This window comes from Desulfobacter sp. (assembly GCA_028768545.1).
Taxonomy (GTDB): domain Bacteria; phylum Desulfobacterota; class Desulfobacteria; order Desulfobacterales; family Desulfobacteraceae; genus Desulfobacter.
This window is the reverse complement of the sequence record CP054838.1, coordinates 2,909,358-2,935,252: the sequence shown is the minus strand read 5'-3', so window position 1 is coordinate 2,935,252 and position 25,895 is coordinate 2,909,358. Positions and strand designations below refer to the sequence as shown.

Below are 25,895 nucleotides of genomic sequence, written 5' to 3'. Positions count from 1 at the left end.
ACATTCCCCAGCATAAGAAAACAGATTTTCGACGAATTCTTTCTGCTTTAAAATTTCTCCCTTCCTGATATTTTTAACTTGTCCTTTTCTGATCATGTTCATAATTTCATAGCCTTTTAGCGTCCGCCAGGCAGAATGAAATGTCTTGAACCCCATACCAGCTCTGACAAGCTTTTTGATAAACCGGTGGTCTTGCTCAATAATATTGTTCAGATATTTATTCTGTCTTAGGATACAGTCCTTATTCAGAAGCTTTTTTTCTTTCAAAGCCTTTACTGCCGGAGGATATGCAGGATTTCCGTCAACACTCAGAACCCGAGGTCTGGAGCTATTGGAAGCTCGCAGCATCTTTTTAAAAAATCGTTTGGCAGATTCCATATTACGTCTGCTGCGAAGAAGAAAATCGATGGTATTTCCACGGGAATCGACCGCTCGGTAAAGATACTTCATTTTCCCCCGCACCTTGATATATGTTTCATCAATACGGTAAGAATCATTTGATTGCCGCAGATACTTCCTGCTTCGCTTTTCCATTTCAGGAGCATAGCGCTGAACCCATCGGTAAATGGTACTGTGATCCACAGACAAGCCCCGTTCTTGCATCATCTCTTCCAGATTCCTGTAACTCAGTTGATATCTCAGATACCAGCGAACATTCAACAGGATGATTTCTTTTTCATAATGACGCCACTTGAAAGGGTTTTCATTTTTCATACTATCTCTCTGCAAATAAATTAGTGCCAAAACGGACTTGTATCAAACATTAATAATTTTTTGCAACAGAACCGTTTTTTATATTCATTGCATTATGGCCACTTCCAATAATTGTCTTTTGGCTTGATTTCTTGGTTTCAACCTAAAGGTCAGAACCAGACAAATTTGAATCTTCGGCTCGGAGAAAAACATATGCTTAAAATATTCCATATATTGCTCCGGTTAAAATCTGCCTGCCCTTGAACTCAAACCAAAATTCTGATTATTGAAAGGTACCCTAAAGAAATTTTCTAATTTTTTATGTCTCCAAAACTCTCTCAATCAAGGTGGGATTAATTTTTACAAACCAGGTTTCCATTTTTTTGGCTTACCTCATAGCATTTCATACTATTATGCTTTAATTAATCACCTTTTTTAAATATCGAAAGTTGAGTTGATAAATTACAAATGCCAATGCTGTTCTTGTGCCTTATTTTATGATAAATAAGGGGCCATGACTCCCATTAACTGTGAAAAAATCATTCTGGCATCCGGGTCCCCCCGGCGGCATGAACTGCTCACCCAGGCAGGCATTTGCTTTGAGACCCTGGTGGCAGATATTGATGAGGCAAGTGTCCCCTATAAAAATGATCCCGGGGCCTATGTCCAGATTCTGTCCGGACAAAAGGCTGAACACAGTGCCTGTCAAGACCCTGAAGCCTGGACATTGGGAGCCGACACCATTGTTATGGCTGACAATACCATTTTAGGCAAACCCTGTGACCATGACCATGCCGTTTCCATGCTCACCAGCCTGAGCGGCAGAGCCCATTCCGTATTCACAGGCATGACCCTTGTCTGTCCGGCCAAATCAATGGCCAGATCCCTGACCGTTGATACCCGGGTATGGTTTAAATCTTTGTCCCAAAAAGAAATCTTTTGGTATGCCTCCACGGATGAGCCCTATGATAAGGCCGGTGGATATGGAATTCAGGGGATCGGCGCCTTTATGGTTCAAAAAATCCAAGGCTCCTATTCCAATGTGGTCGGACTGCCGGTATGCGAGCTCATCGAGATCCTGACTGAGCTTCAGGTGATTCAATTTTAAGGAAAATTTTTATGTTGATAAAAACAAATATCGATCAAATTTATGGAAAAATCGCCCAAGCCGCATCAACCTGTGGCAGGGATCCAAAAAAAATCACCCTGATCGGGGTGAGCAAACGAAAACCGGTATCCCTGATAAACCAGGCCATTGAGGCCGGGCACAAAGACTTTGGCGAAAACTATATCCAGGAGGCCATGGGAAAAATAGATATCCTGGGAAAAGAGAACCTTTGCTGGCATTTTATCGGTCATCTCCAGTCGAACAAGGCCAAATTTGCAGTTAAATATTTTGACCTGATTCACACGGTGGACAAGTTGAAACTGGCCAGGGAAATCAGCAAACAGGCCGCTAAAATCAATAAGGTACAGAATATCCTTCTTCAAATCAATATTGCCGATGAAAAGACCAAATCCGGGGCTGATCAAGCCCAGGTAATTGAGCTTGCAGAACAGATCAGCCAGCTTGACCATGTTTGTGTTCAAGGGCTGATGTGCATGCCTCCGTTTTTTGATAATCCAAAAAAGGCCAGGGGGTATTTCAGGGCCGTTAAAGAGATTAGCCTGAAAATTGAAAAATTAAATTTAGCATCCGTTTTCATGAATCATCTTTCAATGGGGATGAGCAATGATTTTCCAGTGGCCATTGAAGAAGGCGCCACCATGGTCCGGGTGGGCACGGCCATTTTCGGGGGCCGGGATTGAAACTATTACTCCATGCCTGCTGCGGGCCCTGCACCATTTATCCCCTTGAGGTGTTAAGACAGATGGATATGGATGTCATGGGCTATTTTTACCGCCATAATATTCACCCCTTTACCGAATGTTTAAAAAGAGAAGAGACCCTTAAAGAATTTGCCCAGGACATGGACCTTAAAATGATCTGGCAAAAAAGATATGAACTTGAAACCTTTTTAAGATCTGTGGCGTTCAGGGAAAAAAACAGGTGCAGATATTGCTATCATGCAAGGCTTAAGGCTGCGGCCCTTGTGGCAAAAAAAGGAAAATTTGACGGGTTCACCACCACCCTGCTCTATAGTAAATTCCAGAACCATAAGGCGATTATCGAAATTGGGCAGGCCCTGGGAAAAGAATATGGATTAAAGTTTTTCTACCATGACTTCAGAGAGGGGTGGAAACAGGGGATTGAAACCTCAAAGCAGCGGAAAATGTACCGCCAGCAGTACTGCGGATGTATTTACAGCGAAAAAGACAGGTTCTTCAAAGAAGAAAAATAGTTTAATTAGGCGTTTTTGGCCGTTGAAGCTGATTGTACATGGACACAATTTTCTTGTCTGCGGCATGAAGACGGTCTGCCAGTACAGAGAAGAGATGCTTGGCCACTTCAGGATATTTTCCAATGATTTCACCGAGCTTATCCCCTGGAAACCGCTTGACCTTGGCCCGGCCCTTTGAAATAATGGAGGCTGATCTGGGATCCCCGGTTATGGCGGCCATTTCCCCGAAATATTCTCCAGGCTGGGAAATTTCAGCAATCATTTTCCTGCCCTTGACCACATACACCGCTCCCTGGACCAGCTTGAAGAAATCAATATCTGTATTGCCTTCCCGGATGATAACGTCCTTATCCTCGTATAGCTCCACATCGGGATTCACCAGATAGGCCGGCAGGGCCTCCTTGGTGATGGTGGTTTTTTTAAGCACCTCTTCCAATGAGGTTTCTGCACTTTTAATTTTAACAAGGCCTGCATCCCTCAGGGTGATCATCCCTTCTGAAACCGCCACTTTTCGAAGCTGGTCTTCAGGCACTTCAGCTGAGATGGCCTTGCCTACCTCATCGGTGATCTCCATGAGTTCATAAAGCCCCACCCTGCCCTTGTAGCCTGTACCATTGCAATGGGCACATCCTTTGGGACCGTAAATTTTCAAATCATCGATCTCATCCTTTTGAAACCCGTAAAGCTCAAGATCCTGTGGGTTATGGCCTGTTACTACCTGCTTGCACTCGGGGCAAAGCCTGCGGGTCAGACGCTGGGACAAGACCATGGTCACAGAAGAGGCCAGCATATAGGCCGGAATGCCAATATCGGCCAGACGGCCGATGGTTGAGGGGCAGTCGTTGGTATGGAGGGTGGCAAAAACCAGATGCCCGGTCATGGCCGCCTTGATGGCAATTTCAGCCGTGTCAATGTCCCGGATCTCGCCCACCATGATAATATCCGGATCCTGACGAAGAAAGGCCTTAAGTGCCGCGGCAAAGGTCATGCCCACATCTTCTTTCACAGGCACCTGGTTAATCCCCTTGAAGTTGAACTCCACAGGATCCTCTGCGGGGTTCTGTTGCAAAAAATTATTAATGTCTGATACAAGTCCGTTTTGGCACTAATTTATTTGCAGAGAGATAGTATGAAAAATGAAAACCCTTTCAAGTGGCGTCATTATGAAAAAGAAATCATCCTGTTGAATGTTCGCTGGTATCTGAGATATCAACTGAGTTACAGGAATCTGGAAGAGATGATGCAAGAACGGAGCTTGTCTGTGGATCACAGTACCATTTACCGATGGGTTCAGCGCTATGCTCCTGAAATGGAAAAGCGAAGCAGGAAGTATCTGCGGCAATCAAATGATTCTTACCGTATTGATGAAACATATATCAAGGTGCGGGGGAAAATGAAGTATCTTTACCGAGCGGTCGATTCCCGTGGAAATACCATCGATTTTCTTCTTCGCAGCAGACGTAATATGGAATCTGCCAAACGATTTTTTAAAAAGATGCTGCGAGCTTCCAATAGCTCCAGACCTCGGGTTCTGAGTGTTGACGGAAATCCTGCATATCCTCCGGCAGTAAAGGCTTTGAAAGAAAAAAAGCTTCTGAATAAGGACTGTATCCTAAGACAGAATAAATATCTGAACAATATTATTGAGCAAGACCACCGGTTTATCAAAAAGCTTGTCAGAGCTGGTATGGGGTTCAAGACATTTCATTCTGCCTGGCGGACGCTAAAAGGCTATGAAATTATGAACATGATCAGAAAAGGACAAGTTAAAAATATCAGGAAGGGAGAAATTTTAAAGCAGAAAGAATTCGTCGAAAATCTGTTTTCTTATGCTGCGTAAATTTTACGCCTGAACGATCTCTTTGTCCTGGAAATATTTTTTGCAACAGAACCGTCTGGGTTCCTTCCTTGTCCCAGTCATCTCCGTCTGTTCCGTGAAAGACATAGATATTATAATCCCTGTCCAGGCTCTCTCTTTGCACAATATCATTGACCAGTTTAAAAGCGGAAAAAACCTTGGTTCCGCCGGCCACCTTATACGAGTAATACTTGTAAAAATCAGAGACTTCCTTGGCTTCTGTATCATGGAGCACAAACCGCGTTTCCACCTGTTTTTCATATTGATACATGAGCCAGGAATAGAGCATCACATGCTGAGAAACTACGGTTTGGGTAACTTTGCCGCCCATGGATCCTGAATAATCCCTTAGAAAAAAAACAAGGGCCTGGGATTCATAATCCTTTTCCCTGGATAAAATTCTGTAGACCAGGTCCTGGGGCGAGACAATAAACCCTGCGGGATCAATATCAGAAACATCCGGGATTCTGCCCAGGGCAATATTGGTCTGGACAATCTGTTTGAGCGTGGCCTTTTTGTCCAAAATCTGACCCACGCCTTTGTTCTTGTCTGTCAATTCATAGATATACCGGGCCAAGGTCCGCTTTTTTCCCTTGTCCTGTAGGTTGGGCAGTTGAAAATCTTCTGATAAAACCTTTCCCAATTCATAGGCGTTGGATTCAAACTCATGTTCTCCGCCTTCCCCCTCACCCGGGCCTTCTCCTGCACCTTCTTCCTGGTCCTGTTCAGGCCGTACAGGCGCTTCACCGATGATATCGCCCTCTTCCCCGTCTCCGGTTCCGCCCGAGGGTTCCCCCTCGCCCGTATCCGGATCAAAACGAACCTCATCATGGACAAACTTTTCTTCCACCGTGGTGGGGACCACAATAATTTTTTCCTTGCCTCCGACCCCGGGTTTCACAATCCGCCCGATGCGAATTTTACGGTTAAAACCGTCCTCTTCCCTTTGCCGGTCACGCTCAAGAAGTTCATCAAGGGTTACCATATGCTTTTCCCCCGGATAATAGTGTTTGAATGAGACAAAGGCAAGAAAACCCAAGCCGCTTCAAACAGGTGCGTCATTATTTATCATCTTCCTGGCTGCAAAAATATTCAATGGTTTTCTGGGCGCAGGTGTGGCAATAGCCCAGCTTTTCAGCCATGGTGTAAATCATTCGGTCATAGAGTTTTTGGTTTTCTTCATTGGTCCTGTTAGCCAGGGCCCCGATCAGAGATCCTGCCCCGGCAATATCAGATTTAAGCCTGACATCGGTGATGGCCTTGACCAGTTCCAGATTGTCCATGAAATCATAATTGGCATCCACGGAAAGTTTCTGACCATAAATCTTACGGATGGAATTTCTAAAAGAGGCCCTTTGTTCCTCTGTTTTAAGCCCGAGACGCTCTTCCACATTTTTAATATACCGCTCGTCTATTTTCAGGGCCCGAAGCTCTCCTGTCTGGGGGTCCTTGTACTTCCACATCATGTCCGGCCCCAGGTGTTCGGCATCCACACCAATGATCATATTCACATAGTTGAGCACATCTTTTTTAATGGCCAGAGGTTCATCCATATAGGCGTTAAACATCTCTGTTAAAATCCGTTCCCGGTATAGGCCCTTTGCAATTTTCAAATCTTCTTTGAACTTGGCCCGGTCGGCAGGTTCCTGGACATAATCCAGCACAATTCGTTCAAGGGCCCTGAAAATATCCAGGGCAAACATGCATTTGCCCTCGTTAGTTTCAGAGCTTTCCAGCAGGAGTTGAACAGCACGACCCAGGTTACGCTGGCCCAGCCCTTTCTGGCCGAACCGTTTGGTAATCTCGGTATCCTGGTTGAGCAGATCAATAAGTTCGGCCAGGGTTTTAAGACTCTTTTCCCCTGCCACCTCGCCTGCCGCCAATTTCATGGTCTCAACCGGGGTGAGTTTATCTGATCTTGGCAGGCGTGTCAGGACCGCAGCAACAGAGGCGGCATAGTTTAGATTAGGATCCTGGTGCAGGATTTCATGGTCTAAAGAGCGTTTGACATCGGTACCGATGGCGTATTCGGTAAGGGTTTTTTGAATCTTATAATCCGTGTTATGTGCCACATAGCAGATCCGGCACCGGTCTACGATGGGGGCCTCTTCGCGTTCGGACAAAAAGGTGTTGAACTCTGAATTATTGGATGTGGCAACGATCAGGGTGTCAATGGGCCATTTAAAACCGTCCAGTTCAATCATCCGATTCTGGATGACCCCGAGATAAACCTGGACCAGATCTTTTTTATTTTTATAAATTTCATCGGAAAAATGAATCCCTCCTCCGGCCACACGGGCCAATGCCCCCCGGCGAAGGTCAAACCGGTAGGGATTGTTGGTATCTGCGATGTGAAGCAGACGCTGGATGGATTCTTCTCCCATGAGATCCACGGCCGAAGAGGTGATCTTGTCCTTGGCCGGATACTTGCCCGTGATAGTGCCAAGACTTTCGATCAGGGGCACCGGGGCGATTTCGATAAATTCCATCATTTTTACAGGGTCATTGTCTGCATATTCCCGGATCTGGTTCCAGATATAAGCGGAGCAGGCACCTAAAGGCCGGTATTTATCGTAAAGATTTTCAATGTCCTTGTCCTTGAATTTAAACCGTTTGGACAAATAGGACATGGATGCCTCTTTGGTTTCCCTGAAACTCATGGCAAGAACCATGGGATCTTCATAGGTCTGAGATTCAATGGCCTGGATTTTACCATACCCGCCAATTTTATCCAAATTTTTGAATTTAAAGGTAAATTTACGATTCCCGGGGATTGACAAAAATTCTCTGTACCTTGCACAGAGGTATTCCACAAGAAAGGTTTTACCGTTGCCCGGCTCACCCACCAGCACAAAGGCCATCTCCCTTGAAGACCCCCCTTCTGAGGCGTCTTTAACAAAGGAGACAAATGCGTTGATTTCATCGTACATCCCCACCAGATGCTTTTTCCCCTGACTGAACAGATCAAATTGATAGGTGGTTTTTCCTTTAACCGTGACCTTGCGGATACCGGCATCCAGAATCATCCTTGACACGCCCTGGAAGGCATCCTCAAACACCCGTTTGCCTTTTTTCACTGCATCTACATGGTAAATTAAAGATTTAGGATCTGATAGTTTGGCCATTGTACCCTCCCTAAGGGCAGCAAGGAGGAGAATGCTGCCAATTTTGTTGGTTGGAAATTTTAAACACCTTTCCTCGGGCTGATGAAGCATCTTGTGCAGGGTGACATCGGTTCGGGGTTGTATTTGATTGAACCGTTTGAATCTAAGATCGTATAAAAATAATACCAAGTTAAAAAATCAGTGTCAAACAATAATCCAAAGACGGATAAACGCTTTTACCATTCTTTAAATTTATGATAATAATATCGTATTTACGAGACAAATGATTTAGGATATTGGATGAACCCGAGAAAAGTAACCACGATTATTGATCCTGACGCCTGTATCGGATGTGGAGAATGTATCCGGGTCTGCCCGTCACAAACCTTATCCCTGGAAGGTAGGACTGCAAAAGTCGTGGGCGACAAATCATTGTCCTGCGGCCATTGTGCTGCAATTTGTCCGGTCAATGCCGTTAGGGTAAAGGCATTGGATCCGCCATGACCCAATTTGACACCTTTGTTATGGATCACGACTGGCTTCCCTTTGGTGGATACGCTCCCCAGGATCTTGCACGGCTTATGGCCTCAAGACGATCCTGCAGAAATTTCAAGACAACAGCGGTTCAACCCGATCAATTAAAAGACCTGGTTAAGCTGGGCTGCCTGGCACCGTCAGGCACCAACAGTCAGGAGTGGACCTTTACCTGCCTGAAAACCCGGGACCGTGTCATGGATTTGGCCTTGCAGATCAGAACCTTTTTTGAAAACCTGAATAAAAAAGCAGCCAACCCCTTGCTGAGAAAAGGATTGAGCCTTGTGGGGTACAAGGCCCTGGACAGATATTATCAAGAATACTACACCTCTGTAAAAGAAGCCATATACGAAATGGCCCATTTTAACCGTGACCGTCTTTTTCACGGTGCATCCGCCTGCATTCTCATTGGCTCAGGCCCGGATGCCAGCTGTCCAAAGGAAGATGCCATGCTGGCTGCCGACAATATCCTACTTGGCGCTCACACCATGGGTCTGGGGTCCTGTCTCGTCGGATTTGCCGTAGAGGCCATAAAGGCAGATCCATCAATCCCCAAAAAAATGGGCATCCCGGCCCATGAAAAAATCCATGCCGTAATTGCATTGGGATATCCTGACGAAACTTACCAGCAGATCACGGGCCGGAAAAAACCAACCATACGATTCAGTTAAACCAGACAGCGAGGATAAAAATGACCCAGGCGAACTATTTAAGCGTTAATGATCTCATAAAGGAATTGGATATTGGCAGGGCCACTGTTAAATTCATTCTCAAACGGTTCAGACCCTGGCTCAGCCATGACCGAATCAACGGAGATCATCTGTATTCGCCTTTGAGCATACCGGTCCTCATCCAGATCCGGGATCTTATGGACTCGGGCATGCTCCCCTCCCAAATCCAGGACATCCTTGAAGAAAAACCTGAAAAACCGCCATTTAAAACAAACAACAAGGATGTTCAACAAGAGGATATCCGGATGAGCAAGGATGCCCTGGGATTTCTCCAGAACCTGTTTCAGGATATACAAGGTCACCAGAGCCGCATTGCCAAAGCCCACGAAAAAAGGGCCCAGTCAGAGGAACGAAAAGCCGTGGCCATTGAAAAACGGGCCCAAGCAGAAGAAAAAAAAGCGGCGGCCATGAACAACATTGCCATAGCCCTCCAGGAAATGACCCGTCAACGATCCATTGACACACAGACCATGGAAATTGCAGGAAAAGCAGCACAGGCGCTGACCATGAACGATGTCGCATCCCAGATATCTCCAGATGATTCCGATGTTCCTGCGGGCATTGAAGACCTGCTATAACACCCCGCACCCACGGATGCCCCAATAACCCCGAATGATTTTGAAGATCCCGCACCCCAGACCACTGAGATTCCAACGGACGATCTTTCTTTGCTTGTGGCAGATGAAAACACTTATTTATCCATTGATTTAGATGATTTATCCATTCTCGTTGACACCGATTCGGACAAGGGCCTTGACACCCTGTTAGACGAAGAGACCGCCCTGCCCCCTTTGGATGATCTGTCACACCTTATTGACCAGACGCCAACAGAGCCAAACGGACAATCAGATATGGATGACCTTTTCAGCCTTGTTGACAATACAACCGAATCATCCCTTTCTCTGGACCAAGAGGCGGCAGACTTAGATGATCTCTCATTGCTTGCTAACGAGCCTGCAACCAATGAAAAGGACACGGCATCCCATGGGATGGACGACCTTTCTGCCCTGGTAAATGATATCAACCCAATTTCAAACGAAGAGGGAAAAATGGATGATCTTTCCCAACTTTTGGATGCGCCTTCTATCCCCCCAAAAGCCCCAGAGCCTTTGGGTGAAGATTTATGGACATTGGTAGAAAAAAAGTCCGAAACCAGCCAGCCCTCACTTAAGCCGGATATTAATCCAGACCAGGATGTCAACAAGTACAAGGCGGCTGTAATGAAAATTATCATTGAACTCAAATCCAATGGGTTGAGCCCGAAAGAGGCAACAGACCGTCTCAACAAAGATGAGGTTGCCACCTTGTCCGGCAAACCCCAATGGGGGGAAAACGCCATCAAAAAAATCTATGGATTTATCGACTCTGCCCAATAGGAACTTAAAAAAGTCCTGCGGTTAAACACCTCTATTTTGCACCGGCAGCTTTGGCAAACCGGGTGTCAACAAACTTATCAAGATCAATAAGAGATGTCATGATTTTCATCTCATCCATCATATATTTTTGAATGGTGTCCAAATCCTGAATCTGGGGCATGAGTTCCCCGGTGAGAATACGATCCGGCGGATCCGTTAACACCCTCTGAATGATATCCTTGTCCTGGGAAAAAAAGTCAGCCCCGATCATGGCGGCAGGCTCTGGTTGGGCATCAATGGCCAACCCTGATCTTACAAAACTTGTGCATATCTCCTGAACCGCTTCGGGATTTTTTTCAATCACCTCATTGCGCATGACAAATACACAGCAGGGATGTTTAGGCCAAAGGTCTTTGGACAGCTGAAATTCTTCACCATTTCCATTGGCAATCACCTGTGATCCAAAGGGTTCTGCCACGATAAAACCGCCGATTTCGCCTTCTTCGTCATATTCCAGGGCTTCGGGCATTTGAAAGGGTGCAACCACCTCTAAGGTGACATCAATATCCTTTTCTGTTGCCCGTCCGGGTTTAAGTCCCTTTTCGGACAAAAGTTTATGAAACAGCATATTATGAATGGACAATTGATAGGGTATCAATACGGTTTTCCCGGCGAAATCCTCCACCGTCTGGATATTGGCTCTTTTATTTTTAACCAGAACACTGCCCGATTTATGGGCCAAAAGCAATAATTTCAAATCAACGCCTGACTTAAACAGGTCCATGGCGGTTGGTGCCAACACCAGGGCACCATCTAAGGATTTTACCTAAAGGGCGTCAGCAACTTCATTCCACCCGTTTTTTGCCACGGGCTCGAGTGTACAATGCTCAAAATTCTCCATGCCTTTTTCAAGTTTGCGAGCTGTCACACCAAGAATAAAATGATCAGTGATTTTCAAATATCCGATCTTGATTGCGGGTTTTTCCGCCATTTGAGGCACCTCCGGGATGGTTAGCGTATAATTGGGCGTTTCTTTTCTATAATGCGTAAGTTTATCTCAATGTCAATAACAAATGCTTGACAAACCAGATGCGAATTCTTTAAAGCCAAACACGGACAAAATGTGGCATAATTTCCCTTTAAAGTAAAGTGATAAGTTGTGAGGCTATATGAAACAAAGGATTCAAGCGTTCGGTGATCGATCAGGCACCCTGACCATTGACAGGATCAAATGGCACAAGACCCGGGTAATTGTCCAGGTATCGGATACGGATTACGGCGGCGGGGTTTACCACGGCAAATATTTTGCCCTGTATAACCAGGCAAGGGACCAGTTTATGGCGGATCTTGGATTTCCGTATTTATCCTTGATGACCCAGGACATGAACCTTTCGGTTGCCGAACTTCATACCCGGTTTTTAAAACCGCTGATGTACGGCGAAACACCCGTTATTCATACCCGGGTATCATGGCTCAGGACCAAAAGTCTGGGCATTGTCCAGCAGATGTTTACCATGGAAAGCTGCGCCCCCCTGCTTAAAAACCAGGTTGAAATGAACCTGGTCTGTACAAATGCCAGATCAGAACCCGTGGCCCTTCCCAACAAATTAAAATCAATTTTTATGAATTATTACGGGCGTTGATCTTCCATGGTCAGATCCTGTTAACGCCTGAGCAAAAACCTGGCCATGACCAAATCCTCAGGACAGGTCAGTTTGAAATTAAACCGATCTCCTTTTACCACATGCACCGGAATATTGGCATGTTCAAGAATAGAGGCCTCATCGGTTCCCTGAAACCGGGTTTTTCGGGCATTGTCAAATCCGGCCAGAATCAAATCCAGACGAAAAACCTGAGGGGTCTGGGCCCTGAACAGAGAATCCCGATCAAGGGTCGTTTTAATCTGATCATTATCAGCCACCTTTTTAACCGTATCAGAAATCTCAAGCCCTGGGATACAGGCCCCGGTTTCTCTTGCTTTGTCAAGACAGGCATCCACAAGGGCGGCACTGACAAAAGGCCTTACCCCGTCATGGACAAGGACAAGCGTCTTTCCATGATTAGAACAAAAATTGGCTGCAACGGCCAGCCCGTTTTCTACGGATTCCTGGCGGGTCTGCCCCCCCTTTGCCCAGTATAGGGGAGTTAAAGGCTCAAAAGAAGCCATCAATTCCTTTTGACAGAATCCCATATCTGTTCCAGGGACCACCAGAATAATATCATCCACCCGGGGATGGGCATCAAAGGCCATCAGGGTTCTCACCAGAACCGGGATACCGTCCAGAACCAGGTATTGTTTTTTCTGGTCCGAGGCCATACGCACCCCCCGGCCTCCGGCCACGATCACGGCAACGCGCCTGACCCCATCTATATGTGATGCCTTGGTCATTTAAATCAGATAACTCAACTCGCGGGGTAGTGGAATTCCTTTGCCCATATGGTCTTCCCCGTAGTTGACCCCGGCCAGGATCACAAGGTCATTCAATGCCCGGGAGTCGCCTGTAAAGGACACGGTCTCCAGTTCTTCTTTCTTTATCTTTCCTCCGGCCCACTGAATATCCAAAACCGATGAGGCGTCAAACTGATCCTCGCCCACAAGAAGCTTGACCTCTCCTCCGTAATGCTGGACAATTTTTGCCACCAGCAGACTGGGCCTGGAATGAAACCCCCTGTCCTTGGGTATGCCCACCTCAACAGTGGAGGTTTCCATATTTTCATTGAGAATGCGTGAGGCCACCTGCTTGCCGGAAGATAAAAATTTACCCGCATAAAAAAGGCAGAAATTTACGGCCCGGTCAAGCAAGACATCCGGATCAATGAGGTCAGACAGGGAAAGGCTCACGTTTTTATAGACATCTTTAAACCCGATATCGTAAAGATGGCGTTCGTAAAAATGCAGCAGTCGGCCCATGACCTGGAGAATATGGAACACAATTGAAAAATGGCTGCGCAGCTGATTCAGGATAAGGGTGTCTGAACTGACCTTGTTGGAGACCACATAAGAATCAAAAGAAGATTGGATATTATGAATCTTCATTTCATAACTGCGGATGGTCACCTCATTGATGGTTTCAGGAATAAGGGTATGAATGGTTTTAAGGTCGTGGCGTTCGTAAAATGAAAACTGCTCAAAATCATTGACCACCTCTAGAAATTCGCTTGCAATCCGGGTCAAATTCTTTCTTTGATCCGTTTTGATCATGGTCTCATCAATATTCGGGGCCAGATGTTCGGTGGATGAAATTCCCGGAAAATAGCTTAAATCATAACCGGTTTCAGGGGTGGTGATATCCAGGCGTCTGGCCTCATCTAAGATCACGGGCACAGCCAGTTTGATGGAATCCTGAATAATCTTGAGGGTATCCATGGATTCTTGTTTGAACAGCTCATGATTGCTGTTTTCAAAATAATAGAATTTAAACCGGTTTAGAGTATGACGTTGGGAATAACAGGCCAAAGAGAGATGACGGATGGTTGCGCTCAATTCTCTGTAAAAGACCCAGTCTTTGTTCTTTTTGGCACCGTGAAAATCTAAAAAATCTTCTAGGATATGAGAGGTCGTGATGAGTTTGGAGTATAGTTTTTTGGTGAAAATATGGTCATCGGATTCAAGGCCGTTGATAAACAATATACACTTTAGGTATTCAAAAGAAAAAATATTCACTTTTTCTTTAAAGGAGATATCACATCTTTCATTCATAGTCTGCATCCGAAAAAAAATTTCGGCCTGACCGGCCCGTAAGCCGAATTTTGTTACCTGAACCAGTTACCCGGAACCAGGTCAACGATCATTCATCTAAGGATGCATGTTGCCATACACCTCTTGCAACCTACCCGGAAACTCGGGCGGACAACCCTCAAGCGTTTCTCTATTTGGTCTTGCACCGGACGGGGTTTACCAAGCTTTTCCAGTCACCTGGAAAACTGGTGCGCTCTTACCGCACCGTTTCACCCTTACCTGAATCCCGTTGCCGGCATCCAGGCGGTCTACTCTCTGCTGCACTTTCCTTCACGTCACCGTGACTCCACGTTATGGAGCGTCCTGTCCTGCGGTGTTCGGACTTTCCTCCAGGCAAATACTTGCCCAGCGATCGTTTGTTCCGGTCAGGCCGAAATCTTAATTAATCTTTATTTTCATAGTATAGGATCCGGCTGCACTGGGGACAGGAAATCAGATCCTCTCCTCTTTGCACTTCAATATACATCTGGGGAGGAATATTCATGAAGCATCCCAGACAGACCTCGTCACTCACCCGGGTCACAGCGGAACCCTGGTTCATTTTTGAAATTCTCCTGAACCGTTCCATCAGTCGGGTATCCAGGCTCTGGCCAATATTTTCCTGCTGTTCAAGGAAATCGTCCAAAAGGTGCCTGTCTTCAGTGGACTGCTTTTCAATCTCCGCCTGCTCGGCCCGGATCTGCTCGTCTAAAAGCTGGTATTCTTTTTGGCTTTCTTCAGCAATGGTTTGGGATTTTTCTTTTTCATCCATCAGTTCAAGCAGTTCGGTTTCCAAGGCATCTTTTCGTTTCTTATTATCATCCACTTCCCTGAGCAGCACCTGATATTCCTTGTTTGTTTTCACATTGCGAAGTGTCTCGTTGCTCTTTATAATCCGTTCATCAACAATCTGGATCTCCAGTTCGTTGTCCCGGCAGGATTTACTGGCCCTTTCAAAATCTTCCCGGTTCTCTTTCAGGGCAGTTTCAAACTGTTTGAGCCTGGATGCCAGCTTGTTTTTCTTTTTCTCGACATGTTCGAGCACATCCCGAAGCCTGACAATTTCCGTTTCAGCTTCCTGGAGTTTAACAAGGGTGGCAATATCTGGTTTTGACATACGCATTTTCCTCAAATGATTTTAAATGGATCTTTTTCTTTATTAAATCCGTAGATTTTTATCTTATCTCCCCTGGCTGTCAATGCTCTGTCCAGGTGATTTTTTAATAGATCAACAACAATATGCTCAGAGGCAAAATGCCCCACATCAATGGCTGTTTTCCCCCGGGTCTCAATATCCCTGGCCTCATGATATTTGAGATCTCCTGTGATGTAGACCTCGGCTGAAGAGTCGAGAAAAAAGGAGGTTAAAGAACCGCCGGACCCTGTGCAGAGGGCAATGGACCGGACCATCTTGTCCATGTCTCCGGCCACGCGCAGGGCAGGTATGTTGAGCCTCTTTTTTATCTGGTCGGCCAATTGGCCAACGGAGATGGGATTGTCCAGCACCCCGATCCGTCCAAGACCGGTACGAAAGGGTTCCTGGATATCCTTGGCATCATCCGCATAAAAAGGGGAATCGCAGGGAATATTGATCACCCTGGCAAAATAATCATTCAGCCCGTCATGGGCCTTGTCCAGGTTGGTATGGGCAGACACCACGGCGATTTTTTTCTGGGCACAAAAACAAACGGCAGCACCCGGCATTCGTCCAAAATCAATGGATTTTTCAGGGGTCATCACCAGGGGATGATGGCTGATGAACATATCACAATTTAATTTTTCAGCTGCTTTCAGACCTGCCAAGGTCACATCCAAACCCACCATAATCTTATGGACAGGCCAGGAGGGATCGCCGGCCTGAAGTCCTGAATTATCCCAGGTTTCAGCCAATTCAAAGGGGGCTATTTGGTTAAGAACTCCGATGATATTTTTTACACAGGGAATTGTCATTTGTCCTGGTGCCGCATCTGTTAAATAAAAAAAGCGTGGTTAAATACCACGCTTTGAAATTTTATATCATTGTAATACTTTACAGGCATATTCATATATGACCTGGTGGTCCTTTTCTTCTTCCCGTCGCTTTCATTGGCAATACCTTTTGGATGTCTCAATTTCTGCGGGGTCATGGTTGGTGGGCCCACCTGGATTCGAACCAGGGACCGACCGGTTATGAGCCGGTGGCTCTGCCAAACTGAGCTATAGGCCCGTTTTCCTTAAACAAACTTGGGATATATATAGGAAAGCCACCGGACTGTCAAGCCTTAATTCTCTATAAAGGTCTTGAGTTTCTTGCTTCTTGTAGGATGCCGCAACTTGCGAAGGGCCTTGGCCTCAATCTGCCTGATCCTTTCCCGTGTCACCGTAAAATCCTTGCCCACCTCTTCTAAGGTATGATCGGATTTTTCACCGATTCCGAACCGCATTCTTAATACCTTTTCCTCCCTTGGGGTCAAGGTGGCCAGAATTTTGCGGGTCTGCTCGGCCAGGCTGAAATCAATGGCCGCCTCCGAAGGAATGGAAAATTTTTTGTCTTCAATAAAATCTCCCAGATGACTGTCTTCTTCTTCTCCGATGGGTGTCTCCAAAGAGATGGGTTCCTTGGCAATTTTCAACACCCGTCTCACCTTATCAATGGGAATTTCCATTTTTTCTGCGATTTCTTCGGGCGAGGGTTCCTTGCCCATTTCCTGTACCAGATACCTGGAGGTCCGGATCAGTTTATTGATGGTCTCAATCATATGCACAGGGATACGAATGGTCCTTGCCTGGTCTGCAATGGCCCGGGTGATGGCCTGTCGAATCCACCAGGTAGCATAGGTGGAAAATTTATATCCCCGTCTGTATTCAAACTTATCCACAGCCTTCATCAGGCCAATATTTCCCTCTTGAATAAGATCGAGAAACTGAAGCCCGCGGTTGGTATATTTCTTGGCAATACTGACCACCAGACGAAGGTTGGCCCGGACCAATTCCCGCTTGGCAAAATCAGCGCTTCTCCGCCCCTTGTCAATCTCCCGGGTGATCTGCATCAATTCGTCTACCCCGCCTTTGATCAGGCTTTTTCTCAAAGAGACCTGGTTTAAAAGTGCGATAATATCTTTGTACAGAACAATGGCCCTGTCCCGGGTAATACTGCTCCTTGCCGTGGCCCATGCCACAAAGGCGGTCTGACTGGTGGCCTGCTTGAGCATAAATGCCCTGCGCACGTTAAAGGTGTTGGCGCATTTTTCAAGAAGGCTGTCCACGTTCTCAAACCAGGCAATGGAATTTCGAATACTTTTTTCTATATTATCAATAACGTTGGATTCAAACCGCCACCGTTTTAGCAGCTCAAAAATCCCTTCGGTATTTTCAAAAATTTCTTTTTGTATACCCGTGTATTTTTTGGTCCCTTTTTTTGTCTCACACAATAGATCCCGCTTGTCCTGGCTCTCTTCGTGAAGCTCCCTGATGCGAGACAAAGATTCCAAAAATTTTTCCTGTTTGGAGACCTCATCAACAACCCCGTCGCCCTCATCCACATCCCTTAACACATGTTTAGGGCGCATGGATTTTCTTTCCATTTTCTGGCCGTACATAAAAATGGTATTCAAGGCCAAAGGACAGTCCAGCATGGCCCTTAAGACATCCCGTTCGCCCACTTCAATCTTTTTGGCAATCTCGATTTCACCTTCCCGGCTGAGCAGGGTCACCATACCCATCTCTTTGAGGTACATTTTTACAGGATCAGTGACCGCACCAAACTCCATGTCTGCACGGTCTTTTTTCGGAGCAAAAAGATCCTTTTTTTCAGTATCCTCTTTTTGGGAATCCGCTGTTTTCTTCTTTTTAGCTGCTGTTTTTTTAGGTTTAGCCGCAGCTTTCTTTTTCCCGGATTTTTTCCCGCCCTCTTCATCAACCAGTTCAATTCCCATTTCCTTGAATTGAACCACAATATCATCGATCTGATCAAAGGATTTTAAATCGTCAGAGATTGCATCATTTATTTCGGCAAAAGAGAGAACGCCGTTTTTCTCACCCTTTTTAATGAGTTTGCGCATTTCATTTTTACTGATTACCACACTCTCTCCAGACTTGTTGTCCTTTCCTGCCATATAATGCCTCCCAAAGGCTTAAAAAAATTAACTGTTATGCAATTGCTGAATTTCTCGCTGTTTTTGCTTGAGCAAGTCCATCACATCAGCATTACAGCCCTTTTCCGCACTTAAAAGTTTGCTTATGATTAAATTATCTGTTTTATTCTTAATTTTAATGATCCGGTCCATAAGGGCATTGGCAGTTTCTGCCATGTCCTGATCACCGGAAAAATCTTCCATTGCCATGGATGCAATCAGCTCATGGTCTTCTGCTTTTTCAACCTTGGCCATGACAGCCGTTATAAAATGCGTTGAAGATAGAGGCGTCTGAATAATTATCTGGGCAAGGTTTTGAAGCTGCTTTGAATAAAAAGCCTGGACCACCTTTTTTTCAACCACTGCCGAAATCAGCTCAGGATGATGAAGCATCATGGCCAAAATTTGTTTTTCTCTAGGGTCCGATGCCAGGGCAAGGGGTTCTTGTTTTTTCTCTTTTGAAGGAATCAGGGGAACACCTGTGCTATTCTGCCGGACATAGGCGTCTTTCACCTTTTCAAGCACAGCTTTTTCATCAATATTCAGGGTTTCAGCCAATTGCTTCACATAAAGAGAGCGCAGGGCAGAATCCCGGATTAAGGCCAGATGAGGCTTCATTTCATCCAGAATTTTAATCCGCCCCTCAACCGAGTTTCCGTGGGTTTCCATGGACAGATGAAGCAAAAACTGCATGACCGTCTTTGCCTTGTCAGCCAATGATAAAAAGGCCTCTTTTCCCTTTTCCATGACAAATGAATCAGGATCATTTTTGCCCGGCAGTACCAAAATCCGGGTATCAATCCCCTCGCTTACAAAAATTTTAACGCTTCTCTTAGCGGCATTAATACCGGCATCATCGGAGTCAAAAACCAGGATCATCTGGCTAGCATACCCCTTGAGTATCCGAACATGTTCCCGGGTCAAGGCTGTGCCCAGACTTGCCACTGTATTTTTAATCCCGCTCTGGTACAGGGATAAAAAATCAAAATACCCTTCAACAATAAAGACCTTGCCCTGTTTTCTGCATTCAATCTTTGCCGCATGAAGCCCGTAAAGAATCCGGCTTTTACTGTATACCGGCGTCTCAGGTGAATTCATATACTTGGGCATGGCATCGTCCATGACCCGGCCGCCAAATCCGGCCACCTGCATATTGATATCAAATATGGGAAACATCAGCCGGTTTCTAAACCGGTCATAAAACCCATTTCCCTGTTGTCTGGGCAGAATCAGCCCTGAATTCACAGCCACATTTTTAGAGACCTTTTCTTTTCTAAAAAGAGAGACAAGAAAATCCCAAGCATCCGGGGAATACCCGAGCTTAAACCTGTCAATGGTCTCGGCAGTCATTCCCCTTTGTTCAAGATAGGCGCGAACCCGACCGCCCATGGGCCCATCCTGAATCATCTCGTTGTAGCCTGCCATCACCTTTTTATTGAGCTTGAACAAGGACTCCTTAACCAGAATTTGTTTTCTTTTGGCAGGATCAATATCTTTGGTTTCAACAACAATATCATATTTTCTGGCAAGCATTCTAGCTGCCTCCGGAAAAGAGATACCATGGTATTTCATTAGAAAAGAAAGGGCATTCCCGCCGGCACTGCACCCGAAGCAATGGAAAATCTGCTTGTCGGGATTTACAGAAAAAGAAGGGGTCTTTTCCGAATGAAAGGGACAAAGCCCAAAGAAATTCCTGCCAGACTTTTTAAGAATCACAGCTTCAGATATGACATCAACTATATCTGAGGTGTTTAATATTTCTGAAATTTTTTCTTCAGGAATTAACATTTTGGGCGGTGCGACTCCAAAATTTCAAGCGGTTATGCAAGATATATAAGTTAAGTACTCAATACAAGCTGTCAACAATTATACAGAAAACTGCCTATAAGCTTCCTTTACTGGACAACGCACCCTTTACCCTGTTATCGGTGCGGGTCGCTGCGTTAAGGGACCGTCCCAGGGCCTTAAAAACAGACTCCAGAACATGGTGCTCATTTACACCGTAATAGGCATTAATATGTAAATTAAATCCGCCTTTTACACACAGGGCCTGAAAAAATTCTTTGGCCAGGTATGCATCAAAATTCCCCCTTGATTTCAGATCTTCAGGGATATGATACACCAGATAGGGCCGGTTGGACAAATCAACGGTTACCCGGGACAAGGCTTCATCCATGGGGACACTAGCATCTCCAAACCGCTGGATGCCCTCTTTTCCGGACAGGGCATCCTGAAGTGCCTGCCCCAGCACCAGGCCTGTATCCTCAATTGTATGGTGATAATCCACTTCAAGATCACCCTTTGCCAAGACTTTAAGGTCAAAAAAACTGTGAACCGCAAATGCCGTAAGCATGTGATCAAAAAAAGGGATTCCCGTATCAATCTCGGCCAGCCCAGAGCCGTCCAGGTCCAGACGGATCTCTATCTGGGTTTCTTTTGTCTGTCGGGAAACATTGGATTGTCGACTCATAAAATCTTCCTTGAAACTGGCAGCAATTTGTTCTATACAACACGGGTACCTTCCCCTGTATCATTCAAACGCAAGAGTACGCTTAAACGAATCTTTTTAAAATACCCGATCTTTTTGGATTTGTCAATTCATTATCCCCGCGAGAAAAAAAACATGAAAATTTCTTGAAAATGAATGGCTTAGGCTTTATATTTATAAGACTATTCAGACAAAATAAGGATCGGACATGATCATACAACCTGCCCTTTCATCTGCTTATGCACAACCCAATACAGGGCGTTCTGAAAATTCAGGGCCTGCCCCGCCCCTTCCTGACTCAAGAATACAGCCTGGTAGCGGGGTGGAATCGGATCAGGATCCATTCGGCCAGAAAAACATAAATTCATTAAACGACCAGGCAGAAGATTCGTCTGCACAATCCAAAGCCGTTGCCACAACTCAGCCGGAACTCACCCAGAACGAGCTTCGCCTGGGTGAACAGCTCAAACAAATTGACTCGGACGTCAGACGCCATGAAATGGCCCACGTGACAGCAGGCGGAGCATACATCACGTCGGGTGCCAATTTTACCTATAAACAGGGTCCGGACGGGAAAAAATATGCTGTGGGCGGAGAGGTCAGCATAGATGTTTCCCCGGTTCCCGGAGATCCCCAGGCCACGGTCAAAAAAATGCGCCAGATCAGAACGGCAGCCCTGGCACCGGCCGACCCCTCTTCCCAGGACATAAAAGTGGCGGCCAATGCCGCATCCGAATCGATCAAGGCCATGTCTGAAATCACCATGGAACAGGCCCAAAGCCAGGCTGAACAGCGCGAGACCCAGGCCTTTTCAACCCCCCCCCAAAAAGCGGCAGATGCCTATTCCAAGGTCAACACCTTGCCGGAATCAGACAGGTCCACGTTTAAACTGGCCATCTAAACTTTCTTATTTTACCAATTTAATGATCTGTCTAAAGGCCTCTCCCCTGGCGACCTTCATTAATTCAAAAAAGGCCATTTCCACACTGGTCACTTCAGCCCCGGCCCGGGATAGACGGTCAATGCCGATTTGCTTATTCTCTTGTGTTCTGGACGAAACACAATCTGCCACCACCTGGACCTGGCAGCCCTGACGGATCAGATCAAGCCCGGTTTGACAGACACAGATATGGGTTTCAATCCCTGTCAGCAGGACCTGTCGACGGCCTAAGGCCTCAAAGGCTGACAAAAATTCAGGTTCCTTCCAACAGGAAAAGGAAAACTTTTCAATGGGAGACTGATCCGTCATTAATCGGGCAATCCTTTCTGTGGTCGGCCCGAGTTTTGACGGAATCTGTTCCATCCAAACAATGGGAATACCGAGGATCTTCATTCCCCGGATCATGATTTCCAGACGTTCAAACAACTGGTCTTTTTCGTACATAAGATTTGCCAGTTGCCCCTGGACATCCACCAGGAACATCACACAATTTTCAGTTTTAAACATAGCCCCTCCTTTTTTGGTTCCAACGGCGTATTGTGTTGTTTGAAAAAGGCAGATATATTTATAGTTAAACGTATTTTCCCATAAAAAGGCAAGGAATACTTTTTTTATCTTGTATTTGTCTTCAAAGGCATTTTTTGGTAGAATACAAAGACGCACCCGATTAAAAAGCAGGAGAAATAATGGGCATTTCCATACAAAGCAACGTATCGGCATTACAGGCATTTACAAAACAAATGTCTGTCTCTGCCAACAATGTGGCCAATGTATTGTCAGATGAATTCAAAGCCAGCAGAGTCTACAATACAGAAGGACAAAACAATCAGGTAAAAACTGCCATTACCCGATCTGAGGCTTCCGGCCCTCTGGTGGAAGATCCCCTGAAAAACGACGGTTCCCTCAAAGAATTGTCCAACACGGATATTGCCCAGGAACTTGTGCAGCAGATTGCCTTACAGCACGGATTTGATGCCAATGCAAAAACCATCCAGCCCTATGACGAAACCCTGGGCTCATTGATTGATATTATCGGATAACCCCAAACCTCAGGAAAACCCCATGTTCCCATTTCGCAACCTTGTTTTGACTCTTTGTCTTTTTTTAACCCTTTTTGCGGCCGGGTGTGCCGGACTCGGCTCCGGGTATGAATCCCCCACAGTTAACATCTCATCTTTTAAAGCCCTGCCCGGCCAGGGAGCTGCCCCCAATTTTGAAATCGGACTTCACATTACCAACCCAAACAGGAGCGCCCTGGAACTTAAAGGCGTGGCCTATACCGTGAGTGTTGAAGGGCATAAGCTTCTTACCGGCATATCCAACGACCTTCCAACCATCGAGGCATACGGCCAGGGAGAAATCCTGCTCAACGGCACGGTCAGCCTGTTCAACTCCATTGCTTTTTTTGCAGACCTTGCCACCCAAAAAACCAATCAAAAAGACTTGTCCTACAGCCTTGATGCCAAACTGGACACCGGCGCTTTTCACCCCATTATCCGGGTCAACAAAAAAGGAACCCTCTCCTTTGAATCCTTTCAATAATTTTTTTTTGTCTTGGTGATGGCTGCCCTTTTAGGCTGCTCATCACCAAGACCGCCCATTAGCTCAACCCATATTCCACCCACCCCAACACCTTTTGAGACCCGCCGATCCAAAACCAGATTAACCCATCTGTCCCCAAACCGAACCATTGTGGTTGATCTGGCCCTTAAAAGCATAGGCACCCCCTATACCTGGGGCGGCACATCCTTGTCCTCAGGATTTGACTGCAGCGGCCTTGTGGTCTATGCCCATAAAGGTGCGGGCATTAGATTGCCCAGGTCAGCTAAAAATCAATTTTTAAAAGGCCAGGCGGTTTTTCTGGACACTATTTTACCTGGAGATCTTGTTTTTTTCAGAACCCTGGATAAAAAAAATGTTTTTCATGTTGGAATTTTCATTGGGCAAAACGATTTTATCCATGCCCCGGGCAAACACAGGACAGTAACCCGGTCTACCCTGGCCAATCCATATTTTAAAAAGCATTTTCTCGGGGCAAAATCATTTCTCCAGACCATAGGTCCCCAAAAGAAATCTCTGGAATAAAGCCAAAAGACCTGGTACATATTCTTGTAAAATTATAGGACAACCTAATTTTCAGGAGCAATCATGGCTAAAATTTCATTCCATCGGCGGTGTATCCCAAAAATACTCTTTTTTGGGGGCCTGGTTCTCATTCTGGCTCAAAGCTGCATGCCGTGCTGGGCAGGCCCTGACCGGTCCAAAGGCCAAACCCTTTATGTGCCGGCCTATTCCCATATTTACATCGGACACAAGGCAAGACCCTATTTGCTCACCGTGACCTTGAGCATACGCAATATTGACCCCAAGGCTGAAATAACACTTTTTGCCATTGATTATTACGGTACAGAAGGTCATCTTATCACCCACTACCTTGAGGCCCCGATCACCCTTGGCCCCATGGCCTCGACCCGGTACGTGGTTCCGGCACCCAATAAAACAGGGGGATCCGGTGCCAACTTTATTGTCAAATGGAAATCAAACGATCAGATCAATATCCCCATTGTGGAGACCATTATGATCGGCACCCAGTCTCAACAGGGAATTTCCTTTACCTCAAGGGCACGGGAAATCATAGAATAATCTTCAATCTTTCTTAAACCTTAAGATATACGGGGTTAAAAGTGTGCAGGGCGCATAGGAAAGTTTGGCCTGGCGAAGACCCGGGATGCCCAAATCCTGTTCACGGTTGATATACTTGGTTTTTTCAGCCAACAGCCGTGCGGTCTCTTGATTGATCACCTGGGCGGCCCCTTTGAAGGCCATATTTGATTTTTCAAAATGGATATTATAGGTATCCTTGTTCAAAGGGCTGAAAACAGAAAACGCAGCAATCTTGCCTTCCACTGCCAACACAAGTCCCTCAAGACCGAGAAACGACCAATGATCAAAGGCCGTTTCCATGGCTGAGAACTCATCTGCCAGGGCCCTGGGAAAAGGATCCAACGTGTGAAGCAAATCCTTTGCAAAGGCCTTTACATCAAAAATATTGTCAGCGGTTAACGCCCCAAGCGTAAAATCCGGAAACCGCCGTTTAAACTGGGAGATTAAATTTCTTTTTTTATGGAGTTTTGACCCTTTAAGCTCTGCAAGGCTCTGGGCAAGATAAAGATATTCTGCAGCATCCCTGTCCTGGGAGATGGTATAAAAATGCTTGATCTGAGGATATGCATCAAGATAGGCTTTGGTCGCAAGACAAATGTCAGGCCCAAGCCCTATTCCGGCAAAATGCGCGGAAATCTGCTTTAAATCCTCTGGCGCAATCGCAGGCCCCAAGGGCATGAAGATTAAATTGTCCACCCCGTCAAAAATAAAGAATCGACCCTTGTAGGTAAACCATGAATATTGATACGCCTTGGCCCAGCAGAAAAGAGTCACAAAATTATACTCACAGGAAAGGGAGGGATATCGGTTTAAAAAGCCTTTGACCATGGGAGCTGTGTCCATGGTAAATTTTGTAAAACCGGAAACATGTACCGGGGATTTTTCATCAAAAGCCATTGTGCAGCAGGGCATGTCCATGATCAGCTCCCCAGTTTAAACGGGACATGATCCTTGATCTGCACAAATCCCATTTTCTCATAAAAATTATTGGTGCCGGGCTCTGCGATCAGGCCGATCCAGTCCACCCCCCGTTGCTTTAATTCGGCCACAAGGGCATCAACGATCATGGTGCCGATCCCATGTCCCCGATAGGATTTTAATACGACAATATCCTGAATATAGGCATCGGAGCAAAGATCTGAAAGGGCACGTCCCATGCCGATAAGCCTGCCCTGGCAAAAGGCCCCAGCAAACAGGGCGGAATCTTTTGGCAGAGCCTTTAAAAAATCGTGGGCCTCGTCAAAGGAATCTTCCCACCAGCCTGCGGCCTTGTAAAGACGGATCATATCCTTGATCGGGGCGGCTTTGACCAGTTCAATGTTGATCTCATCCTTTATGTCCCCCTGCTCTTTCATG

24 protein-coding genes, 1 tRNA gene, 1 other RNA gene and 4 pseudogenes are annotated in these 25,895 nt (G+C 46.0%); 13 read left to right on the top strand and 17 right to left on the bottom strand.

The features are described 5' to 3' along the window. Window positions 1-18: 18 nt before the first annotated feature. Window positions 19-714, bottom strand: a pseudogene (locus tag HUN05_14240) (IS6 family transposase). 493 nt (window positions 715-1,207) lie between these two features. On the opposite strand from HUN05_14240, the gene maf reads away from it, so the two are divergent. The 3 genes from maf to HUN05_14225 are packed head-to-tail and all read left to right on the top strand — an operon-like array spanning window position 1,208 to window position 3,035. Further along, complete coding sequence (maf, locus tag HUN05_14235) at window positions 1,208-1,801, top strand: septum formation inhibitor Maf (GenBank protein ID WDP86140.1); 594 nt, start codon at window positions 1,208-1,210, stop codon at window positions 1,799-1,801. Window positions 1,802-1,812: 11 nt separating this feature from the next. Next, the gene (locus HUN05_14230) at window positions 1,813-2,502 is read left to right on the top strand and encodes a YggS family pyridoxal phosphate-dependent enzyme (protein ID WDP86139.1); all 690 of its coding nucleotides are present in this window, start codon (window positions 1,813-1,815) and stop codon (window positions 2,500-2,502) included. After that, complete coding sequence (locus tag HUN05_14225) at window positions 2,499-3,035, top strand: epoxyqueuosine reductase QueH (protein ID WDP86138.1); 537 nt, start codon at window positions 2,499-2,501, stop codon at window positions 3,033-3,035. The genes HUN05_14230 and HUN05_14225 overlap by 4 nt, the downstream gene beginning before the upstream one ends. Before the next feature lies 1 nt (window position 3,036). On the opposite strand, the pseudogene tadA reads toward HUN05_14225, so the two are convergent. After that, a pseudogene (tadA, locus tag HUN05_14220) lies at window positions 3,037-4,089 on the bottom strand (Flp pilus assembly complex ATPase component TadA). Window positions 4,090-4,164: 75 nt separating this feature from the next. On the opposite strand from tadA, the gene HUN05_14215 reads away from it, so the two are divergent. Next, the gene (locus tag HUN05_14215) at window positions 4,165-4,875 is read left to right on the top strand and encodes an IS6 family transposase (protein ID WDP86137.1); all 711 of its coding nucleotides are present in this window, start codon (window positions 4,165-4,167) and stop codon (window positions 4,873-4,875) included. Here the strand turns inward: HUN05_14215 and HUN05_14210 are convergent. Both HUN05_14210 and HUN05_14205 read right to left on the bottom strand, forming a co-directional pair. After that, window positions 4,811-5,878, bottom strand: a complete 1,068-nt coding sequence (locus tag HUN05_14210; GenBank protein ID WDP86136.1) for a DUF444 family protein — start codon at window positions 5,876-5,878, stop codon at window positions 4,811-4,813. The two genes, HUN05_14215 and HUN05_14210, sit on opposite strands and share 65 nt — an antisense overlap. Before the next feature lie 76 nt (window positions 5,879-5,954). After that, a complete protein-coding gene (locus tag HUN05_14205; protein WDP86135.1) occupies window positions 5,955-8,018 on the bottom strand; it encodes a serine protein kinase PrkA in 2,064 nt (687 codons plus the stop codon). A 279-nt stretch (window positions 8,019-8,297) separates the two neighbouring features. Between HUN05_14205 and HUN05_14200 the strand changes: the two are divergent. From HUN05_14200 to HUN05_14190, 3 genes and pseudogenes are all read left to right on the top strand, one after another. Beyond that, window positions 8,298-9,202: pseudogene (locus HUN05_14200) on the top strand (nitroreductase family protein). Between the two features lie 20 nt (window positions 9,203-9,222). Beyond that, entirely contained in the window at window positions 9,223-9,840 is a 618-nt protein-coding gene (locus HUN05_14195) for a hypothetical protein (protein ID WDP86134.1), read from the top strand. 96 nt (window positions 9,841-9,936) lie between these two features. Further along, complete coding sequence (locus HUN05_14190) at window positions 9,937-10,638, top strand: hypothetical protein (protein ID WDP86133.1); 702 nt, start codon at window positions 9,937-9,939, stop codon at window positions 10,636-10,638. Between the two features lie 31 nt (window positions 10,639-10,669). Here HUN05_14190 and HUN05_14185 read toward each other — a convergent pair. After that, a pseudogene (locus HUN05_14185) lies at window positions 10,670-11,608 on the bottom strand (ABC transporter substrate-binding protein). 178 nt (window positions 11,609-11,786) lie between these two features. Here HUN05_14185 and HUN05_14180 point away from each other — a divergent pair. Then, the gene (locus HUN05_14180; protein ID WDP86132.1) at window positions 11,787-12,260 is read left to right on the top strand and encodes an acyl-CoA thioesterase; all 474 of its coding nucleotides are present in this window, start codon (window positions 11,787-11,789) and stop codon (window positions 12,258-12,260) included. Window positions 12,261-12,280: 20 nt separating this feature from the next. Here HUN05_14180 and ispD read toward each other — a convergent pair whose 3' ends face one another. The 9 genes from ispD to hisB form a co-directional block, all read right to left on the bottom strand. Further along, the gene (gene ispD, locus HUN05_14175) at window positions 12,281-13,006 is read right to left on the bottom strand and encodes a 2-C-methyl-D-erythritol 4-phosphate cytidylyltransferase (GenBank protein ID WDP86131.1); all 726 of its coding nucleotides are present in this window, start codon (window positions 13,004-13,006) and stop codon (window positions 12,281-12,283) included. Further along, complete coding sequence (locus HUN05_14170; protein ID WDP86130.1) at window positions 13,007-14,317, bottom strand: HPr family phosphocarrier protein; 1,311 nt, start codon at window positions 14,315-14,317, stop codon at window positions 13,007-13,009. Between the two features lie 23 nt (window positions 14,318-14,340). After that, window positions 14,341-14,725: RNase P RNA component class A (gene rnpB, locus HUN05_14165), an RNA gene on the bottom strand. Between the two features lie 13 nt (window positions 14,726-14,738). Then, window positions 14,739-15,452: a nucleotide-binding protein gene (locus HUN05_14160; GenBank protein ID WDP86129.1), complete on the bottom strand. Its 714-nt coding sequence runs from the start codon at window positions 15,450-15,452 to the stop codon at window positions 14,739-14,741. A gap of 11 nt (window positions 15,453-15,463) precedes the next feature. Further along, window positions 15,464-16,279 carry a Nif3-like dinuclear metal center hexameric protein gene (locus HUN05_14155; protein ID WDP88073.1) on the bottom strand — a complete coding sequence of 272 codons (816 nt, stop codon included), beginning with the start codon at window positions 16,277-16,279 and terminating at the stop codon, window positions 15,464-15,466. A 185-nt stretch (window positions 16,280-16,464) separates the two neighbouring features. Further along, window positions 16,465-16,541 (bottom strand) — tRNA-Ile (locus HUN05_14150). Window positions 16,542-16,596: 55 nt separating this feature from the next. Continuing rightward, window positions 16,597-18,429, bottom strand: coding sequence for an RNA polymerase sigma factor RpoD (gene rpoD, locus HUN05_14145; protein ID WDP86128.1), 1,833 nt, complete (start codon window positions 18,427-18,429; stop codon window positions 16,597-16,599). A gap of 27 nt (window positions 18,430-18,456) precedes the next feature. Then, window positions 18,457-20,235 carry a DNA primase gene (locus HUN05_14140; protein WDP86127.1) on the bottom strand — a complete coding sequence of 593 codons (1,779 nt, stop codon included), beginning with the start codon at window positions 20,233-20,235 and terminating at the stop codon, window positions 18,457-18,459. A 94-nt stretch (window positions 20,236-20,329) separates the two neighbouring features. Further along, window positions 20,330-20,917 carry an imidazoleglycerol-phosphate dehydratase HisB gene (gene hisB / locus HUN05_14135; GenBank protein ID WDP86126.1) on the bottom strand — a complete coding sequence of 196 codons (588 nt, stop codon included), beginning with the start codon at window positions 20,915-20,917 and terminating at the stop codon, window positions 20,330-20,332. A 340-nt stretch (window positions 20,918-21,257) separates the two neighbouring features. On the opposite strand from hisB, the gene HUN05_14130 reads away from it, so the two are divergent. After that, on the top strand, window positions 21,258-21,836 hold the full coding sequence (locus HUN05_14130; protein WDP86125.1) for a SprA-related family protein: 579 nt from the start codon (window positions 21,258-21,260) through the stop codon (window positions 21,834-21,836). A gap of 6 nt (window positions 21,837-21,842) precedes the next feature. On the opposite strand, the gene HUN05_14125 is transcribed toward HUN05_14130, so the two are convergent. Next, on the bottom strand, window positions 21,843-22,382 hold the full coding sequence (locus HUN05_14125; protein WDP86124.1) for a hydrolase: 540 nt from the start codon (window positions 22,380-22,382) through the stop codon (window positions 21,843-21,845). 179 nt (window positions 22,383-22,561) lie between these two features. Between HUN05_14125 and HUN05_14120 the strand changes: the two genes are divergently transcribed. The 4 genes from HUN05_14120 to HUN05_14105 all read left to right on the top strand — a co-directional run bounded on the left by HUN05_14120 (window position 22,562) and on the right by HUN05_14105 (window position 24,518). Further along, the gene (locus tag HUN05_14120) at window positions 22,562-22,915 is read left to right on the top strand and encodes a hypothetical protein (GenBank protein ID WDP86123.1); all 354 of its coding nucleotides are present in this window, start codon (window positions 22,562-22,564) and stop codon (window positions 22,913-22,915) included. Between the two features lie 22 nt (window positions 22,916-22,937). Further along, window positions 22,938-23,417 (top strand): LEA type 2 family protein, encoded by a 480-nt coding sequence (locus HUN05_14115; protein WDP86122.1) that lies wholly within the window; start codon window positions 22,938-22,940, stop codon window positions 23,415-23,417. 150 nt (window positions 23,418-23,567) lie between these two features. Then, a complete protein-coding gene (locus HUN05_14110) occupies window positions 23,568-23,960 on the top strand; it encodes a C40 family peptidase (protein WDP86121.1) in 393 nt (130 codons plus the stop codon). 147 nt (window positions 23,961-24,107) lie between these two features. Continuing rightward, window positions 24,108-24,518, top strand: a complete 411-nt coding sequence (locus HUN05_14105; GenBank protein WDP88072.1) for a DUF3124 domain-containing protein — start codon at window positions 24,108-24,110, stop codon at window positions 24,516-24,518. A 3-nt stretch (window positions 24,519-24,521) separates the two neighbouring features. On the opposite strand, the gene HUN05_14100 is transcribed toward HUN05_14105, so the two are convergent. Both HUN05_14100 and HUN05_14095 read right to left on the bottom strand, forming a co-directional pair. Next, window positions 24,522-25,451 (bottom strand): DUF2156 domain-containing protein, encoded by a 930-nt coding sequence (locus HUN05_14100; GenBank protein ID WDP86120.1) that lies wholly within the window; start codon window positions 25,449-25,451, stop codon window positions 24,522-24,524. Between the two features lie 8 nt (window positions 25,452-25,459). Continuing rightward, window positions 25,460-25,894: a GNAT family N-acetyltransferase gene (locus tag HUN05_14095; protein ID WDP86119.1), complete on the bottom strand. Its 435-nt coding sequence runs from the start codon at window positions 25,892-25,894 to the stop codon at window positions 25,460-25,462. Window position 25,895 lies beyond the last annotated feature (1 nt).

What these genes read in the sequence shown, in the direction of transcription:
- HUN05_14095 (WDP86119.1), bottom strand. Translation starts at nt 25,894, where the DNA reads ATGAAAGAGCAGGGGGACATAAAGGATGAGATCAACATTGAACTGGTC.
- HUN05_14105 (WDP88072.1), top strand. Translation starts at nt 24,108, where the DNA reads ATGCCGTGCTGGGCAGGCCCTGACCGGTCCAAAGGCCAAACCCTTTAT.
- HUN05_14170 (WDP86130.1), bottom strand. Translation starts at nt 14,317, where the DNA reads ATGAATGAAAGATGTGATATCTCCTTTAAAGAAAAAGTGAATATTTTT.
- HUN05_14180 (WDP86132.1), top strand. Translation starts at nt 11,787, where the DNA reads ATGAAACAAAGGATTCAAGCGTTCGGTGATCGATCAGGCACCCTGACC.
- ispD (WDP86131.1), bottom strand. Translation starts at nt 13,006, where the DNA reads ATGACCAAGGCATCACATATAGATGGGGTCAGGCGCGTTGCCGTGATC.
- HUN05_14125 (WDP86124.1), bottom strand. Translation starts at nt 22,382, where the DNA reads ATGTTTAAAACTGAAAATTGTGTGATGTTCCTGGTGGATGTCCAGGGG.
- HUN05_14115 (WDP86122.1), top strand. Translation starts at nt 22,938, where the DNA reads ATGTTCCCATTTCGCAACCTTGTTTTGACTCTTTGTCTTTTTTTAACC.
- HUN05_14120 (WDP86123.1), top strand. Translation starts at nt 22,562, where the DNA reads ATGGGCATTTCCATACAAAGCAACGTATCGGCATTACAGGCATTTACA.
- HUN05_14210 (WDP86136.1), bottom strand. Translation starts at nt 5,878, where the DNA reads ATGGTAACCCTTGATGAACTTCTTGAGCGTGACCGGCAAAGGGAAGAG.
- HUN05_14215 (WDP86137.1), top strand. Translation starts at nt 4,165, where the DNA reads ATGAAAAATGAAAACCCTTTCAAGTGGCGTCATTATGAAAAAGAAATC.
- HUN05_14160 (WDP86129.1), bottom strand. Translation starts at nt 15,452, where the DNA reads ATGTCAAAACCAGATATTGCCACCCTTGTTAAACTCCAGGAAGCTGAA.
- HUN05_14100 (WDP86120.1), bottom strand. Translation starts at nt 25,451, where the DNA reads ATGCCCTGCTGCACAATGGCTTTTGATGAAAAATCCCCGGTACATGTT.
- HUN05_14205 (WDP86135.1), bottom strand. Translation starts at nt 8,018, where the DNA reads ATGGCCAAACTATCAGATCCTAAATCTTTAATTTACCATGTAGATGCA.
- rpoD (WDP86128.1), bottom strand. Translation starts at nt 18,429, where the DNA reads ATGGCAGGAAAGGACAACAAGTCTGGAGAGAGTGTGGTAATCAGTAAA.
- HUN05_14140 (WDP86127.1), bottom strand. Translation starts at nt 20,235, where the DNA reads ATGTTAATTCCTGAAGAAAAAATTTCAGAAATATTAAACACCTCAGAT.
- hisB (WDP86126.1), bottom strand. Translation starts at nt 20,917, where the DNA reads ATGAGTCGACAATCCAATGTTTCCCGACAGACAAAAGAAACCCAGATA.
- HUN05_14230 (WDP86139.1), top strand. Translation starts at nt 1,813, where the DNA reads ATGTTGATAAAAACAAATATCGATCAAATTTATGGAAAAATCGCCCAA.
- maf (WDP86140.1), top strand. Translation starts at nt 1,208, where the DNA reads ATGACTCCCATTAACTGTGAAAAAATCATTCTGGCATCCGGGTCCCCC.
- HUN05_14195 (WDP86134.1), top strand. Translation starts at nt 9,223, where the DNA reads ATGACCCAGGCGAACTATTTAAGCGTTAATGATCTCATAAAGGAATTG.